Here is a 14,820-nt window from a genome sequence, read left to right as displayed (position 1 = left end):
TGAGGTCAACCAAGTATTTGTGGATCATGGGGTTTCCTCCTGTTGACCCCACTATAGGCCATCACCCCAACCTATCAAAACTTTTGCGGCTGCCCACTAGCATTAACCAGGAGTGTTTCTGGTGACTATTCAAACTCTCAGTCACGTTGAGTGGCGGCGGTTCCATGATTCCAAAAATACTCCCCCTGATGTCAGGGAAGTCCACTGTGCCGACGAACCTGCAGACTTCATCAAGATTTGTAACAAGAGGCCAGCAACAGGACTGAAGCTTAAAGCCGCGGGTAGCCATTGGTCGCTTTCCGAGAGCACGGTGAGCGATGATTCGGCTCTGGAAACCCATTGGCCGGGCGCGGACGGCGTGCCTCGCAATTCGGGCTTGGCGACCGATCTGGATGACCTCATCAGTGATGATCTCTTCCACTACATGGCTGACAACCCACCTGTGCCGCCAGATGCGGCGGTGCAAGACCCGTGTTTGCGCGATGGTTCATCCAACTGCTTTTTTATCCATAGGAGTTACGCAGTTGAAATTCTAAGTGATTGATTAATGGAAAATTTCGGTTGTCTACCGCACAAGTCGATTTCTTTTAAAATCAGAGTGTTAGAGATCCAACTGCGTAACTCCTAATCCATATCAAATCGGGAACTCGGGTTTATGAGGCCTACCGTCTGATGGACGGTATGGCCTCGACGCCGACCAAACTCGCGCAATCGCTGAACGCCAAATTGGCCGGCGGCCCCAACGCGGGAGCGTACAACGGACCTTGGGGCTTCATGACGTTAGGCGGTGCAGGCGGCCAAACCGTTTTCGGCGCCCTTACTACGGGCACGCACGGTGGCGATTTCCGCCAACGCCCCATTTCGGACGCGGTCGTGGCGCTGCACTTGGTGACGGATGGAGGCGATCATTTTTGGATTGAGCCGCTCAGTAGTCAGATCAGATTTCCCATAGCCGATGATGCCAAGCTGCACGCCGTCTATGGGCGTCTCAATCCCAAAGTGACATTCAAAATCATTCGCGATAATGATGTGTTTCATTCCGTCGTGGTGGGCGTGGGCCGCTTTGGCGTCGTGGTGTCGATGGTGTTGCGGGTCGTCCCGCAATATTGCCTGTTGGAACACAGGCGGTTGGACAACTGGACGAATATCAAGTCCCTCTTAAAGGGTCCGGCGCGCCACCACGCTTTTGATTTCGCGTTTTTCGCGGGGCCGCACGCCAACAGGGCCGAGTTTGATCGCCGATTCAACACGGCAGCCACCGCACCAAACCGGTTTCTTCAAATTGCCATCAATCTCTCTCCACACCACCACGATGAACACCGCTGCGGCGTGACGCAGCGCTGGTTCCATCCCAACACCAAGCCCGAAGCGATCGATCCGAACACCGGCGACCTCCGTGGCCGCCGAGAACGGGGCACGCTGGCGACCGCCGGCAAGAGTCCGGGCTATGAACCGCCCGACAGCCCGAAGAACTCGGGTTCATCGAGCGGTACCTTCATTTCTCGGGCGTGCGGCAATGGCAACTTCATCGCTGGCATCCTCCGCGAGGTCGCGAAAGAATTCGAACAAATCATCGTCGACAATGCCGTGACGGCAGGTGGAATCGTCGCGGGCGCTCTAGCCGTTGGGGCCGGGGCTGTAGTGCTGGCCGTGGCCTCCGTCTGTGCCGTGTTGGCGACAGTAGTAGTAGCGCTCAGAACCCTAGCCGACGCCATTGATGCCACCATGGGTGATACCAGCCTAGCGCAAATCGTCAATACGGGAATCAAAGCCGTCGAAGCCGTTCCAGGTCTTACCGGCGGACTCAAGATCATGTTGCTCCGCATCTTGTTCAAGATGATTTTTGAATCGCAACAAAGTGACCGCGACTATGTCGCCATCAGCTACGCGGTGATGGACGGGCATGACTATCTTGATCGTTCGTGTTTCGGAAACGTGGAATCCATCGAGATCTTTTTCGACGCATCTCGGCCGGACGTGTATTGCTCCTTTGTGGATGCCGTGTTGGCGTTCGAAGCAGCCCAAGAAGAGAGGGCGGAGAAATTCGCAGTCGGTTACGTATCGCTGCGGTATATCCGCGGGTCGCAAGCGCTCATTGCGCCGTCGCAGTTCCTGGAATCCGTGGCCATTGAAATCTCCGGCCTGCGCGATGCCGAGGGGTCCGTGCCGTTCATCATGAATGCGGTTCGACTCGCCCGGAACCCAATGTTCGCGGGCTGCTTTCATTGGGGCCAGTTCAATCCATTGGCCCGGCCCGAAGTAGAAAAACTCTACGACGGTGCGCCGGAGAAACGACTCTCACGTTGGCGGGATGCCTTATACCTACTTACAAAAAATGGCACGATGGATGGTTTTTCCAGCACATTCACCAGACACGCCGGACTGGAGCCGACATAATTGGGAGACGCCACATGGCGAAGCTTTCCGGGAGATGGGCATTACAAGCCATCGGCAATGACGCGGGCTGGCAACAGCGCATCGTGATCAGCGGCTCCAACGCCCATGACGGCCCTCACGTCATGACGTTGGGAGATATCATTTCCCATGTCGAGGGTAACGACATCACGATTATCGCTCAGGCGTTCAATCCGGCCACTAACACCTGGATCGACAGCCTCGTGCAAGAAGTGATGAATTGGGACAATGCGAGTGGATTGCAAGTTCGCCTGAACATCGACGACAATCCACCGGCCGGTGACCTGGATTTCAACGACTTAGTCGTTATCTGCACGGCGGAAAATGCCGAATTGTCTTCACCGATAGCTGGCCCCCGGCTGGACCTGACGATACCAGAACAGCACTTCAAACAGCGGTAATCTTCATCAGGCGCCGACACCGGGAAAACCACATGAAAAAAATGATATCACCGAACGAGCGGATGCAGTTGTAATGCCCCAAGAATTTCTTCCATCAGAAGTCAAACTGAAGAGACTGTTGTGGAGGACAGGATGGGCAAGCAACGTCAAAGTTGGACTGTTGAAGAAAAAGTGGGGATCGTGTTAGCGGTTTTAAGCGAGCGCCCGAGCGTGGCGGAGGTGGCCCGTCAGCGCGGCGTCAATGAGAATCAAATTTACCGGTGGAAAGAGCAGTTTCTGGCGGCGGGTCGTCAAGGGTTAAACGGGGCGAAGGCGCAGACGGCGGATCAGCGCTTGGAAGCGGAGAATAGCCAACTGAAGAAGCTGCTGGGCGAGAAGGCGCTGGAGATCGAGATTTTAAAAAACCTTTCATGGGGCGCTGTACCGCCCTCTTTTTGTAGGGCTAGAAACGGGGTCCCGCTACACGAGAGGCGCTGGGAACAGTGGCCGTTGACTTTTTAGTGGCATTGACCCCGTCAAAAAACATAGCCCAGGGACTGTAGCGGATTTGCGTGTGGTGACGCTGGCTGGCGATCCCGATTAGGAAAGGAGACTGTAAATTCGATTGTGTAAATGCGGTTTTGGTTAGTGGAGTGAGAGTGGCCAGCGGCCATCGAATTGAATGGCGAAGCGATTGAGAGCTTGTTTCCAGTCTTTGATGGGCATGGTCCATTTTTTGGCGGCTTGCTCAATGGCCAAGTAGATCACCTTGAAGGCCGAACGATCACTGGGGAAAATCCGTCGGTTGTTAATGGCCTTGCGGATGACGCTGTTGAGGGACTCAATGGGGTCGTCTCAGAAAACGGATTGCAAAGTACGCTAAGGCGGATGCAGCGGGCGTAGGGGTCTGAATTTGCCCGCACCGATCTTGGCGCTGCTGCGCCACAGGTAATCGCCTGTCAGGTTGATATGCTCCCAGCCTAGCGGCGACAGGTACTGCAACAGCGCGGCATCGACGGCGTGGCCGTAGCCGCGCAAGGCGTTCGCGGCCCTCTCCAGGTAGACCGTGTTCCAGAGCACGATGGCGGCTGTGACCAGGTTGAGGCCGCTGGCCCGGTAGCGCTGCTGCTCGAAGCGGCGGTCGCGGATTTCACCGAGGCGGTTGAAGAACACGGCGCGGGCCAGCGCGTTGCGGGCCTCGCCCTTGTTCAGCCCAGCTCGCGCAGGGCGACGGCAAGGCCGTTCTGGCGCGGGTAGCTGCCGAGCTTGCGCAGCATCAGCGAGGCCGTTACTGTGCCCTGCTTGATCGAGGTGGCCAACCGCAGGATTTCGTCCCAATGGGCGCGGACGTGCTTGATGTTGAGCGTGCCGCCAATCATCGGTTTCAGCGCGTCATAGGCGGCTTCACCCTTCGGGATGTAGAGCTTGGTGTCGCCCAAGTCGCGGATTCGCGGGGCGAAGCGGAAGCCCAGCAGGTGCATTAGCGCGAAGACGTGATCGGTGAAGCCCGCTGTATCGGTGTAGTGCTCCTCGATGCGCAGATCGGACTCGTGATATAGCAGACCGTCGAGCACATAGGTCGAGTCGCGCACGCCGACGTTCACGACCTTGGTATGGAAGGGGGCGTACTGGTCGCAGATGTGGGTGTAGAACGTCCGCCCTGGGCTGCTGCCGTATTTCGGGTTGATGTGGCCCGTGCTCTCGGCCTTGCTGCCGGTGCGGAAATTCTGGCCGTCCGACGATGACGTGGTGCCGTCGACCCAATGCCCGGCAAACGAGTGACGGAACTGCGCGTTGACCAGCTCGGCCAGCGCCGTCGAATAGGTTTCGTCGCGGGTGTGCCAGGCTTGCAGCCAGGCCAGCTTGGCATAGGTGGTGCCGGGGCACGACTCGGCCATCTTGGTCAGTCCCAAGTTGATGGCGTCGGCCAGGATCGTGGTCAGTAGCAGGTTCTTGTCTTTGGCCAGGTCGCCCGATTTCAGGTGCGTAAAGTGCCGGGTGAAACCCGTCCACTCATCGACTTCGAGCAGCAATTCTGTGATCTTGACGTGCGGCAGGATCATGGCCGTCTGGTCGATCAGCGCCTGCGCGGTGTCAGGCACCGCCGCATCCAGCGGCGTGATCTTCAGGCCCGACTCGGTGATGATGGCGTCCGGCAGGTCGTTGGCCGCCGCCATCCGGTTGACTGTGGCGAGCTGCGCCTCCAGCAGTTCCAAGCGCTCGCTCAGGTACTGGTCGCAGTCGGTGGCCACGGCCAGCGGCAATGCGCTGGACTGCTTGAGGCTGGCGAACTTCTCGGGCGGCACCAGGTAGTCCTCGAAGTCCTTGAACTGGCGCGAACCCTGCACCCAGATGTCGCCCGAGCGCAGCGCGTTCTTGAGTTCCGACAGCGCACACAGCTCGTAGTAGCGCCGGTCGATGCCGGCGTCGGTCATCACCAACTTTTCCCAGCGCTTTTTGATGAAAGCGGTCGGTGCATCGGCGGGCACCTTGCGGGCGTTGTCGGTGTTCATGCCGCGCAGCACCTCGATGGCGTCGAGCACGTCGTTGGCGGCGGGCGCGGCCCGCAGTTTGAGCACGTCGAGGAATTCCGGCGCGTAGCGGCGCAAGGTGGCGTAGCGCTCGCCGATGTGGTGCAGGAAATCGAAGTCTTCGGGTTGGGCGAGCTTCTGCGCCTCGGTGACGCTCACAGCGAACGCATCCCAGGACATGACGGCCTCGATGGCGGCGAATGGGTCGCCGCCCGATTGCTTGGCGTCGATCAGCGCCTGGCCGATGCGCCCATACAGGCGCACCTTGGCGTTGATGGCTTTGCCCGATGCCTGGAATTGCTGCTGATGTTTGTTCTTGGCAGCGTTGAACAGCGTGCCCAGGATGCGGTCGTGCAGGTCGATGATTTCATCAATGACCGTGGCCATGCCTTCGATGGCCAGTGCCACGAGAGTGGCGTAGCGCCGCTGCGGTTCGAACTTGGCCAGGTCGGCGGGCGTCATCTGGCCGCCCTCGCGGGCAATCTTGAGCAGCCGGTTCTGGTGAACCAGCCGCTCTATGCCAGAAGGCAGGTCGAGCGCCTGCCACGCTTTGAGGCGTTCAATCTGGTTTGAGGCGAAACTCGCTATCATCCGCCCCGCCATCCGCACCTATCTGACTAATCCACTTTACAGGCTACCGGCAACTGCGTAACTCCTAATATAGCAAGATTGAATAATTCTGATTATTCTATAGGGATGGCCTATTCACTTGATTTTCGACTTCATGTACTGGCGATCCGGCAGCGGGATCAGCTATCGATTGAGCAGACCGCTGCGCGTTTTGCGGTGGGGAAAGCGAGCGTGATGCGCTGGGTTAAGCGACCGGAGCGTAAGCCATCGGGGTTTCGGCGAGGTAAGCTGGCTATTGAGGCGCTGGCACAAGATGTACGGGACTATCCGGATGCGTATCAGTACGAGCGGGCCGCGCGGCTGGGGGTAACGCAGAATGCAATTTGCTATGCGTTGAAGCATAAACTGGGGATGTCCTATAAAAAAAACGCTGGCGCATCCACGGGCGGACACGGCCGTACGGGCGGCGTTTCAAGTGCGGCGAGCCGAGTACGAAGCGGCGGGTCGGCCGCTGGTGTGGATGGATGAGAGCGGCTTTGCCCATGACATGCCCCGCCGCCGGGACTATGCGCCCGTGGGACAGCGCTGTTACGGGATCTGTGACTGGCACGCCAAGGGCCGCACCAACGTCATCGGTGCCCTGCTCGGCTCCTGGCTGATCGCTGTGGGCTTATTTCAAGGCAGCATCAACGCCGATACCGTCCTCGCTTGGGCGATTCAGGTCCTTCTACCCCAACTGCCGCCTAATGCCGTGCTCATCCTGGATAACGCCACCTTCCACAAACGGGCTGATTTTCAAAACCTCCTGCGCCAAGCGGGCCACACCCTCGAATACCTTCCACCCTATTCCCCGGACCTTAACCCCATTGAGCATAAATGGGCACAAGCCAAAGCGATCCGTAAGCAAACCCATTGCTCCATTGAAGACCTCTTCCGCTCCCATCAAATATGATCATTGTTATTTTGTTTGGCTATAACGACGCAATTCAGTGGTTTTGCCGCTGCCGATATGACCAAAGAACAGCACATGCCGTTGCGTGGGCGCAAAAAGTCGGCTATCGCTTGGCGAAAACCCGAATTTTTTCGCAAACCTCTGAAAGGTCTTCTCGCTACCACGCGCGATTCGGGTGTCCACGTAGCGCTCATCTTTCAGGCCAAGCGCCTCTTCAATTTCAAGTTTTTGTAAAACTTCGCCAGGGTGCTGAGGAGGTTGGTAGTTCATGAGGGGCCTGCAAAACAGCAAAGAATAGGATTCGGATGATTATAGGCGCTTGCCGCTAATCAAAAGGAAGCCTTTCGCTACGCCGTTGCGCACGCTATCACTCACACAGCTATTAAATACTGAGTAGTTCGCCTGCTGTGATCGCTGTACTATAATTTTTAGGCTATCGCCGCTGCATAGGCATGGCGGAATTTCAAATCAAACCATCTCTTTGCGAAAAGCTCCGTCGAATCATGGCTAACGCTGAAGTGACTCATCGCTACCGCGAATTCGCCGCCCCCGTCGGCGACAGTGAAGCTTATCTGCTGGATCTACCGCTGGACGGCGCACGGCCCGCTGTGGAAATCAAGGCCAACATCCAGCGCCCCGATCTGATCCGCGACGGCTTGCTGGTGCTAGGCGAGGTGTTGCGCAGCGATCTTCGCCATCAAGCGCAAGACCGAGCGGATTATCTGGCTTATCTGTTGAAACAGGGCAAACGCGCCAATCAGGCGGTGTGGGACGCGCAAAAAACCTTCCTGGCCGCCAAATACGGCGAAGCCACCCAGCAGGAAGCGCCGCTTGATCCGCTGTTCAGCGTCAGCGCGGACGGCATCGCCATTGAGGTTTTTTCCCGCGATGAGTCCACCTACGCCCGCTTGCATCTGAAAGCCGGTTCCGCCTATCAATCTGATGCACATACGGCGGGAACCTCACATCTGCGCTTTACGCCGCCGTTGCTGGAAGCCCTGGCGGGCATCCGCTCGTATCGGCCGCTCACACTGCATGGCCAACCGTCGGCAGCGGGAGATGCCAAAACGGTGCGGGTGCCGTACCGCTGGCTACGCGCCTTCGGCCAAGTGCAAGCCGCTTCGACCTTGCCCGCCGAGCGGGTGCGGCTCGCACCGGTCGATCTCTATAACGTGCTGCTCAGTCTGCGCTTGCGCAAGGCCAAAACTGCGCCGCGCGCCCTGCGTTATGAACTGGTGCCCGGTCAACCGCCCCGGCTGGTGCTGGAGCCGTGGGAGCAGGTGTTGCCCGCTAGCGGTGCACCTTATCAGGGCGCGGTTCCGCAAGTAGTGCGCACCTGGGGCCGCCAACGCTTGAGCCTGCTTGGCCGCCTGTTGCCGCACACCAAAGCGGTGGATGTGTATTTGCTAGGTGCGGGGCTGCCCGCGTTTTACGTGTTGGATTTGGGCGCGGCGACGCTGACGCTGGCCTTGAGCGGCTGGACCGACAGCGGTTGGGCTGGTATCGCCACTTTCGATCTGTTCGCCCCCGGCAATACGGACGAGTTGCTCGGCAAACGCCTAGTCAAACAACTCGCCGAACAGCCGCAAACACTGGATGCTTTAACCGCAACCCTCCACCAGCCCCGCCAGACCGTCCGGCAAGCGCTGTTAACGGAATTACTCAAGGGAACCGTGATTTATGACATCGCCAGCGACTTGTTCCACCACCGACCGCTGACCGCGCAGCCGTTGGATTTGGAGCAATTGCGCTACCGCGACGTCCGCGAAGAGCAGGCGCATCGGCTGCTGGCGATTGTCGAGCAAGTGCAACTGACGCGGATTCACGATCTCGGTCTGGATGGCACGGCGATTGATGGTGAGGTGCAGGATCGGCAGGCTCACCGTCAGTATCAAACCTCGTTCACGCTGGATCGGGAAGGCCGCACGGTCAAAGCCAGTTGCACCTGCCACGACTTCCGCCGCGCCGGTTTGAAGCAAGGCCCCTGCCCGCACATGATCGCACTGCGCTTACGCTACGCCCGCGAGCAGGCGGCGCTGGAGCAGGCGCGGGAAACGCCGGAAGGCCGCAAGCTGATTCGCGCCGAAACGCGGACGCTGACCCGCCGTCAGGGCGAAAGCGTGCTGAGCTACCGGATTTCGCTGGATGAGCGGCAGATTCTGCTGCGCTGGGGCAATGACCCGCAGACCTTGCGCCAACAACGCTTGCTGTTCAATCGTGCTGAGGAAGCCCGTAACGCTTATTTCGAGCGGTTGGATGGATTGGCAAAACAGGGATTTATCGACGCCAGCGCCGCCTAATCCGGCCAAGCCCTTCATTTCACTTAACAATAACTTTTGACACGGGAGCGAAAAGTCCGTAGCGTAATGATTGCTGGAGCGTGAGGCGTTCCTCCATTAGCCGTTTGGGCGGCGTTGCGCCGTCCGGGATTTCCAACGCCACACACGCCACAAGGTAGGCTGTTCTTGGCCCGCTTCGCCTAATACCGTGCCGGTAGCATGGCGGAGCTGGGCCAACCACGCCACCGCGGTTTCCGCCATGCTACCGGCACGGTATTAGGCGGCGGGCCGGTGAGCCTACCGTGTCCCTTGTGAGAAGTAGCGGTTTGCGCCCTCACGCTCCAGCAATCCTTACGCTCGGTCTGGAAACGGCATGAGCGAAACACCCCCCACCTGGGAAGAGATCGCCCAAGTCGGCGACATCGAACGCTGGGTCGTCGCCCAGTTGCAGCAACGCGGTTTGCTGGACGAGGTTGCCGATCCCGCCAAACTGAGCGGCAACGCCCTGCGCCAGTTCAAGGCCCGCCGCGAGGAAGAGCGCAAAGTCCGCAAGCTGTTGCGCCAGCAGGCGTGGGCGGCGTATCGCAAGGCGCATCTGGTGCATCTGGGCGCGGATGTGTTCCATCACGACACGCCTGACCAGGATCGCTACGACCTGCCTGATCCCGAAACCCGCCGGGAAACCAACGGTTTGCCCGCGCTCAAGGACGTGCAGGCGCTGGCTAAAGCCTTGGATTTGACCATCCCGCAACTGCGCTGGCTGGCCTTTCACCGGGAAGTGGACAGCGGCAGCCACTATCAATACTGGACGATTCCCAAGCGCGACGGCGGCCAGCGGCTGATCAGTTCACCCAAGCCAACCCTCAAGAAAACCCAACGCTGGATTTTGCGGCAGATGGCCGAACGGCTGCCGGTGCATGGCGCGGCGCACGGCTTTCTGCCCGGTCGCAGCATCTTCAGCAACGCCGCTGTTCATGCCGGAGCGCGGCTGCTGGTCAAGCTCGACATCCGCAATTTCTACCCGACCGTGACTTGGCGACGGGTCAAGGGCTTGTTCCGCAAGGGTGGTTATGGCGAACAGGTCGCTACCGTGCTGGCGCTGCTCTGCACCGAAGCGCCACGCGAACTGCTACAACTCGACGGCAAGCCCTATCACGTCGCCAGTGGGCCACGCGCTCTGCCGCAAGGCGCACCGACCAGCCCCGCCCTCAGCAATACCGTCTGCCTGCGGCTCGATTGTCGGCTGTCCGGCCTGAGCCAAAAGCTGGGCTTTCGCTATACCCGCTACGCCGATGACCTAACCTTTTCCTGGCATGAGCACAGCCCGCCGCCGCTGGGCCGCTTGTTGCGCTGTGCGCGGCTGATTCTCCAAACCGAAGGCTTTGTGCCGCATCCCGAAAAAACCCGCATCTTGCGCCGCAGCCGTCGCCAGACCGTGACCGGCCTGGTGGTCAACGCCGCACCGGATCACAGCAGTCCGGCCCGTGTACCGCGCCTGAAAATCCGGGAACTCCGCGCCGCTCTGCACAACCGGCTGCGTGGCAAGCCCGGCAAGGCGGGCGAAACGCTGGCACAACTGCGGGGCTGGGTGGCGTATCTGCACATGACCGATCCCGACAAGGCCAAGCCGTTTCTGGCGCAGCTCAACCAATTGGAGGCGCGTGGCGCGGATGAGTGAGTGGCAAGTTTCCCTGATTTTTCAGGATGACAAATCCAACAAATTCTGGCGGGCACGCTGCCTCGGCACCAGTCTGGAAGTCAATTTTGGCCGGATTGGCACTCAGGGCCAGAGTCAGGCCAAGCGATACGATTCGCCGGAAGACGCTGCCAGTGAACTGCAAAAGCAGGCGCGGGAGAAATATAAAAAAGGCTATGTCGATGGCGATGGTGGCCCGGCGGCCACCACGGCCACCACGGCCACCACACCCGACGCCGCGCCGCCAGCGCCCACCCAATGTACGCTGGTGCTGAATCTGGGCGAACGCCGTCTGGAGCTGCGCCTGAGCGTGGAAGGCAACGCCGTGCATACCCACAGCATCGAACACTATCCCAACGCCGACGCCGCCAGCGCCGCGCTGGCCCAGATTCGGGCCGCGCTGGAAGCCGACGGTTATCGGGTGCAATAGGCGACGCGCATGGCTGACGACCGCTCGATTCTGTTTGCCGATCTGGAACACGCTGCTGCCCGGCGCGACCCACAGTTCGTGCCGTGGACACTGGACTTTCTGCGCCAGCCCGATCCGCCCGCCGGTCAGCCGGAAGACCCGCCGGACGATGCTCAGCCGCAGCCGCTGTCGCCCGATGCCTGGTCGCTGGAACGTTTACGCAATACGCTGAACCCGCAAGCGCAGGCCAGCAAAACTGCCGAGGAGCGACAGGCTGCGCGGGCGGGTGCGTGGGCGGCATTGCTGGCCTCGCCCAATCCGCCGCCACGCCTGAAACTCGGTCAACTGCTGCTGGATCTGTATGCGGCAGATGACGAACCGGCCCGCGCCCTGCTGCTGGAACTGATTCCGCAATTGCCCGCGTCCGCGCTCGGCTGGGGCGTGTGGCAAGGCTTCAAGAGCCTCTACAAACAGGCCGAACCGCGCCACGATCTGGCCATGCTCGGTGTGCTGTGCTATCGGCTGGATGTGCAGCCGGTGACCGGTAGCAACGAAATTTCCCGTGGCACCTGGCTGTACATGCGCCGCCGCGCCTGGCGCTATCTGCGGCAACTCGGTCAAGCCTTGCCGGAACTGTTCCCGGTGTTCGCCGGGCAGGTGTTGCGCCACTACCCCGCCAGTCAACGCTTTGATGCGTGTTGGATTGCCAACCAGATTTGGCGGCACAAGGATTTAATCGGCCAGACCGATCAGGGCAATGTTGGCCGTTCTGGTCTGCCAGACAAACTCGACCGCCGCGCCTTTGACGATGCCTGGAAAATCAGCGCCGCGCCGCTGCTGCGTCTGCTGGAAGACGCCCGCAACCCGCAAGTCTGCGACTTCGCCATCCGCAGTCTGGAGCAGGATTTCAAGGATGCCCTGCGCCACATTGAACCGGCCTGGCTGGCGCGGCTGGGCGCGAAACCGCTGGAAATCGCTCACGATTTCATCATCAGGCTGCTGCGCGATAACCCCGAATTCCATCAGTCCAAACTGAAACAACTCGGCCTGCACGACATGGTGTTGGGCCTGCTCTACAGCAATAACAGCCCGGCCCGCCGTTACGCCATCGACTACGCCCGCGCCTATGCCACCGACTTGCCGGTGGCGGAATTGCTGAATCTGGTGTTGAAAAGCACCCAGGAGGTACAGACCTTCGCCGTGGCCGTGCTGGAACAGCGCACACCCGCCGACATCGGCCTGCCGACGCTGCTTAAGCTGCTGGGTGCGCCCGCCAGCGCCAGCCTCGCCAAAGCCAAACTCCAACAAGGGTTCAAACCGGACGACATTAGTGCCGAGCAGTTCGTCGAAGTGGCGTTAGCCTCGACCAGTCGCGGCCGTTCCAGCGAAACGCCGCTGGATGTGGTGCTGAAGCTTTATCGGGACGCCAAGGTCGCCGTACCCGCCGCCTATTACCGGCAGGTGCTGGACGATTCGCGGTGTACGCCCTTCGTGCGGCAGCGGGCGCTGGCCGCGTTGGCCGAATATCCGGGCCGCGAGATTGGCACCGAGTGGCTGCAAAAAGCCTTGCTTGACCCGAAACTGAGCGACACGGTGGCTAACTGGCTGCGGCAAGGAAAACTGCAAGGCGATGATTTGGATGTCGAATGGCTGAAGGGCTTGGCGTTACGTCCGGCCCTGCGACCGCTGGCGCTGCAACTGCTGGGCGATACGCAACTGGTCGCCCCCAGCCGAATTGGTCTGCCTTGGCTGCTGGCGATGGCCCGTCAGGCTGACCCGACCCTGCACGATTTCGCGCATCGCTATTTACTGGCAGCGTTCCAACCGGCGGATTTCGCCAGCGGTGAGCGCAGCGGCGTCGAGCATCTGTGGGAACTGGCGGCTGGGGCCACCCAACCGGAACCGGTGCGCCATTTCGCTGCCGCCTATCTCAAGGCCCATCACCCGCAACTGGGGCCGAGCGAGCCGGAAACCCGCTTTTTGCATCTTCAGCCCGCTCTGACCGCCGCTGATTATCCGCTCAGTCGGCTACGGCCCTTGTTCGACGACCAGCGGCCCGATGTACGCCGGCTGGCGGTCGCCATTGCGCGGGAGGAAGTGCGCACCTGGAACGACCCGGCCTTGCTGTACCGGCTGGCCGACAGTCCGCACCGCGAGCCGCGCAGCTTCGGCATCGAGCAATTATTGCGGGTCGGTGAAACGGCGGTTGAACCGGCCTTGCCGCTGGATTGGCTGTTGCCGGAACGGGTGTTCCAGTTGGCCGAAAGTCGCCACAAGGTTGTCCGCGAAACTGCCCTGACCCTGATTCGGCGTCATTACGACCGGCTGGGCGGCCCCGCTAAATTGGCGTGGCTGATGGAAAGCCATTACCGCGAGGTCGGCCTGTTCACGGTGCGCCTGCTGTGGGAGCGCCACCGCCCCACCGCCTTAGCCATCGCCCGACAAGCTGCCGCCAATGGGTTGCAACCGTCGGTGGCTCCGTTCGCCGCGCTGGACGAACTGCGGCAGTTTCTGCGCAAGACCCTGTTTGGCCTGCCGCCCGGTCGGCTGGAGCGGCGCGAACTGGACGGCGACCAGGCCACGCCGGATCGGCCCTGGCCCGCCAGCGTCGGCAAGCGGCGATTGGTCGAGGCCATCAAAACGCTGGCTTTGGAGGATGCGGATTTTGCGGCGCTGGTCACGCCGGTGCTGGAAGAATTCCGCCATTCTCGCGCTAAGCATGAATGGCAACACTGCGTCGCGGCGCTGGTGCAGATTCGTAAGGCGCATCCGGGAGTTCGGGTGGATTTGCCGGTGGGGCAGGTGAATGTGAGAGCAAAGACGAAGTGAGAGAAAGGCCGAACCCATAATCGATTCACGATGCCAAAGAAAATTAAAGACTTGATTCAGGATTTGAGAAACGCCGGATTCAGGGAAATATCGGGTGGCGGCAAAGGTTCACATCGCAAGTTTGCTCATGCCAAATATGCCGGTGCGATCACGGTCAGTGGACAGTCTGGGGACGATGCAAAGCATTATCAAGAAAAGCAAGTCAGCCAAGCGGTAGAGAGCGTAAAAAAATGAAGACCAGCGACCAATATCATAAATGGATTGAATGGAGCGAAGAAGATCAAGTTTATATTGGTAAATGCCCCGACCTAATCACTGGCATTCATGGCGATAATCCCACCCAGCTTTATAGTGAGCTATGTGATGTGATTGAGGATATAATTCAGTATTTTGTTAAGGAAGGGCGAGAGTTGCCGCCGCCTAAAATTCGCCCTATGCGGGAAGTGGCATAATTTCTTTCAAGCTACAAGAAAATGAACCATGCGCTATGCGGTAATAATTGAAAAAGCTGAAAACAATTATGCGGCTTATGTTCCTGACCTCCCCGGTTGCGTGGCGACAGGCAAAACCGTGGAAGAAACCGAGACTCAAATTCAGGAAGCCATTCAATTTCATTTACGGGGTATGCGGGAAGATGGTTTACTTATTCCAGGACCTTCTGGCCCATCCGATTACCCACAATTTTCAACATGCTGTAATATATTGATATTTTGACGAGGTCGTGATGAGTTGGGTAGTCCGGGAACTGGGGATGTGGAA

At 59.5% G+C, this 14,820-nt stretch carries 15 protein-coding genes and 2 pseudogenes; 13 read left to right on the top strand and 4 right to left on the bottom strand.

Annotated features, from left to right (window positions below; translation table 11 throughout):
• The first annotated feature begins 121 nt into the window (after positions 1–121).
• The 4 genes from BN873_RS20005 to BN873_RS01755 all read left to right on the top strand — a co-directional run bounded on the left by BN873_RS20005 (position 122) and on the right by BN873_RS01755 (position 3,317).
• Complete coding sequence (locus BN873_RS20005; RefSeq protein WP_139031626.1) at positions 122–544, top strand: hypothetical protein; 423 nt, start codon at positions 122–124, stop codon at positions 542–544.
• A gap of 128 nt (positions 545–672) precedes the next feature.
• Complete coding sequence (locus tag BN873_RS01765; RefSeq protein WP_048670259.1) at positions 673–2,397, top strand: hypothetical protein; 1,725 nt, start codon at positions 673–675, stop codon at positions 2,395–2,397.
• Positions 2,398–2,411: 14 nt separating this feature from the next.
• Positions 2,412–2,816, top strand: coding sequence for a hypothetical protein (locus BN873_RS01760; RefSeq protein WP_048670258.1), 405 nt, complete (start codon positions 2,412–2,414; stop codon positions 2,814–2,816).
• A 132-nt stretch (positions 2,817–2,948) separates the two neighbouring features.
• Positions 2,949–3,317 carry a transposase gene (locus BN873_RS01755; protein WP_048670257.1) on the top strand — a complete coding sequence of 123 codons (369 nt, stop codon included), beginning with the start codon at positions 2,949–2,951 and terminating at the stop codon, positions 3,315–3,317.
• A gap of 123 nt (positions 3,318–3,440) precedes the next feature.
• On the opposite strand, the pseudogene BN873_RS19830 reads toward BN873_RS01755, so the two are convergent.
• A pseudogene (locus BN873_RS19830) lies at positions 3,441–3,641 on the bottom strand (transposase); the annotation flags it as partial.
• A gap of 33 nt (positions 3,642–3,674) precedes the next feature.
• A pseudogene (locus tag BN873_RS01750) lies at positions 3,675–5,917 on the bottom strand (Tn3 family transposase).
• Positions 5,918–6,022: 105 nt separating this feature from the next.
• Here BN873_RS01750 and BN873_RS20740 point away from each other — a divergent pair.
• Both BN873_RS20740 and BN873_RS20735 read left to right on the top strand, forming a co-directional pair.
• The gene (locus BN873_RS20740; RefSeq protein ID WP_071243957.1) at positions 6,023–6,424 is read left to right on the top strand and encodes an IS630 transposase-related protein; all 402 of its coding nucleotides are present in this window, start codon (positions 6,023–6,025) and stop codon (positions 6,422–6,424) included.
• Positions 6,372–6,848: an IS630 family transposase gene (locus BN873_RS20735; RefSeq protein WP_242434348.1), complete on the top strand. Its 477-nt coding sequence runs from the start codon at positions 6,372–6,374 to the stop codon at positions 6,846–6,848. Before BN873_RS20740 ends, BN873_RS20735 begins: the two co-directional genes overlap by 53 nt.
• A 6-nt stretch (positions 6,849–6,854) precedes the next feature.
• On the opposite strand, the gene BN873_RS19995 is transcribed toward BN873_RS20735, so the two are convergent.
• Positions 6,855–7,118, bottom strand: coding sequence for a hypothetical protein (locus tag BN873_RS19995; RefSeq protein ID WP_139031625.1), 264 nt, complete (start codon positions 7,116–7,118; stop codon positions 6,855–6,857).
• Positions 7,119–7,351: 233 nt separating this feature from the next.
• Here BN873_RS19995 and BN873_RS01730 point away from each other — a divergent pair, with 233 nt between their 5' ends.
• Positions 7,352–9,148, top strand: coding sequence for an SWIM zinc finger family protein (locus BN873_RS01730; protein ID WP_048670262.1), 1,797 nt, complete (start codon positions 7,352–7,354; stop codon positions 9,146–9,148).
• A 96-nt stretch (positions 9,149–9,244) separates the two neighbouring features.
• Here BN873_RS01730 and BN873_RS20285 read toward each other — a convergent pair whose 3' ends face one another.
• Positions 9,245–9,388, bottom strand: coding sequence for a hypothetical protein (locus BN873_RS20285; RefSeq protein WP_171820400.1), 144 nt, complete (start codon positions 9,386–9,388; stop codon positions 9,245–9,247).
• Between the two features lie 112 nt (positions 9,389–9,500).
• Between BN873_RS20285 and BN873_RS01725 the strand changes: the two genes are divergently transcribed.
• Genes BN873_RS01725 through BN873_RS01700 form a run of 6 tightly spaced genes read left to right on the top strand, consistent with a single transcriptional unit; the run spans position 9,501 to position 14,775 of the window.
• Positions 9,501–10,805 carry a reverse transcriptase family protein gene (locus BN873_RS01725; RefSeq protein WP_048670254.1) on the top strand — a complete coding sequence of 435 codons (1,305 nt, stop codon included), beginning with the start codon at positions 9,501–9,503 and terminating at the stop codon, positions 10,803–10,805.
• Complete coding sequence (locus BN873_RS01720; RefSeq protein ID WP_048670253.1) at positions 10,798–11,253, top strand: WGR domain-containing protein; 456 nt, start codon at positions 10,798–10,800, stop codon at positions 11,251–11,253. Before BN873_RS01725 ends, BN873_RS01720 begins: the two co-directional genes overlap by 8 nt.
• 9 nt (positions 11,254–11,262) lie before the next feature.
• Complete coding sequence (locus BN873_RS01715; protein ID WP_048670252.1) at positions 11,263–14,061, top strand: hypothetical protein; 2,799 nt, start codon at positions 11,263–11,265, stop codon at positions 14,059–14,061.
• 30 nt (positions 14,062–14,091) lie between these two features.
• Positions 14,092–14,295, top strand: a complete 204-nt coding sequence (locus tag BN873_RS01710; RefSeq protein ID WP_048670251.1) for a type II toxin-antitoxin system HicA family toxin — start codon at positions 14,092–14,094, stop codon at positions 14,293–14,295.
• Complete coding sequence (locus tag BN873_RS01705; protein ID WP_048670250.1) at positions 14,292–14,513, top strand: pilus assembly protein HicB; 222 nt, start codon at positions 14,292–14,294, stop codon at positions 14,511–14,513. Before BN873_RS01710 ends, BN873_RS01705 begins: the two co-directional genes overlap by 4 nt.
• A 28-nt stretch (positions 14,514–14,541) precedes the next feature.
• Positions 14,542–14,775: a type II toxin-antitoxin system HicB family antitoxin gene (locus BN873_RS01700; RefSeq protein ID WP_082161033.1), complete on the top strand. Its 234-nt coding sequence runs from the start codon at positions 14,542–14,544 to the stop codon at positions 14,773–14,775.
• Positions 14,776–14,820 lie beyond the last annotated feature (45 nt).

Origin of the sequence: Candidatus Competibacter denitrificans Run_A_D11, from assembly GCF_001051235.1 — a bacterium.
Lineage (GTDB): Bacteria > Pseudomonadota > Gammaproteobacteria > Competibacterales > Competibacteraceae > Competibacter_A > Competibacter_A denitrificans.
Note: the sequence above shows the minus strand (reverse complement) of the source record. Positions and strands in the feature narration are given on the sequence as shown.

What these genes read in the sequence shown, in the direction of transcription:
- BN873_RS01765 (WP_048670259.1), top strand. Translation starts at nt 673, where the DNA reads ATGGACGGTATGGCCTCGACGCCGACCAAACTCGCGCAATCGCTGAAC.
- BN873_RS20740 (WP_071243957.1), top strand. Translation starts at nt 6,023, where the DNA reads ATGGCCTATTCACTTGATTTTCGACTTCATGTACTGGCGATCCGGCAG.
- BN873_RS01705 (WP_048670250.1), top strand. Translation starts at nt 14,292, where the DNA reads ATGAAGACCAGCGACCAATATCATAAATGGATTGAATGGAGCGAAGAA.
- BN873_RS19995 (WP_139031625.1), bottom strand. Translation starts at nt 7,118, where the DNA reads ATGAACTACCAACCTCCTCAGCACCCTGGCGAAGTTTTACAAAAACTT.
- BN873_RS20285 (WP_171820400.1), bottom strand. Translation starts at nt 9,388, where the DNA reads ATGGCGGAAACCGCGGTGGCGTGGTTGGCCCAGCTCCGCCATGCTACC.
- BN873_RS01720 (WP_048670253.1), top strand. Translation starts at nt 10,798, where the DNA reads ATGAGTGAGTGGCAAGTTTCCCTGATTTTTCAGGATGACAAATCCAAC.
- BN873_RS01710 (WP_048670251.1), top strand. Translation starts at nt 14,092, where the DNA reads ATGCCAAAGAAAATTAAAGACTTGATTCAGGATTTGAGAAACGCCGGA.
- BN873_RS01700 (WP_082161033.1), top strand. Translation starts at nt 14,542, where the DNA reads ATGCGCTATGCGGTAATAATTGAAAAAGCTGAAAACAATTATGCGGCT.
- BN873_RS01760 (WP_048670258.1), top strand. Translation starts at nt 2,412, where the DNA reads ATGGCGAAGCTTTCCGGGAGATGGGCATTACAAGCCATCGGCAATGAC.
- BN873_RS01725 (WP_048670254.1), top strand. Translation starts at nt 9,501, where the DNA reads ATGAGCGAAACACCCCCCACCTGGGAAGAGATCGCCCAAGTCGGCGAC.
- BN873_RS01730 (WP_048670262.1), top strand. Translation starts at nt 7,352, where the DNA reads ATGGCTAACGCTGAAGTGACTCATCGCTACCGCGAATTCGCCGCCCCC.
- BN873_RS01715 (WP_048670252.1), top strand. Translation starts at nt 11,263, where the DNA reads ATGGCTGACGACCGCTCGATTCTGTTTGCCGATCTGGAACACGCTGCT.
- BN873_RS01755 (WP_048670257.1), top strand. Translation starts at nt 2,949, where the DNA reads ATGGGCAAGCAACGTCAAAGTTGGACTGTTGAAGAAAAAGTGGGGATC.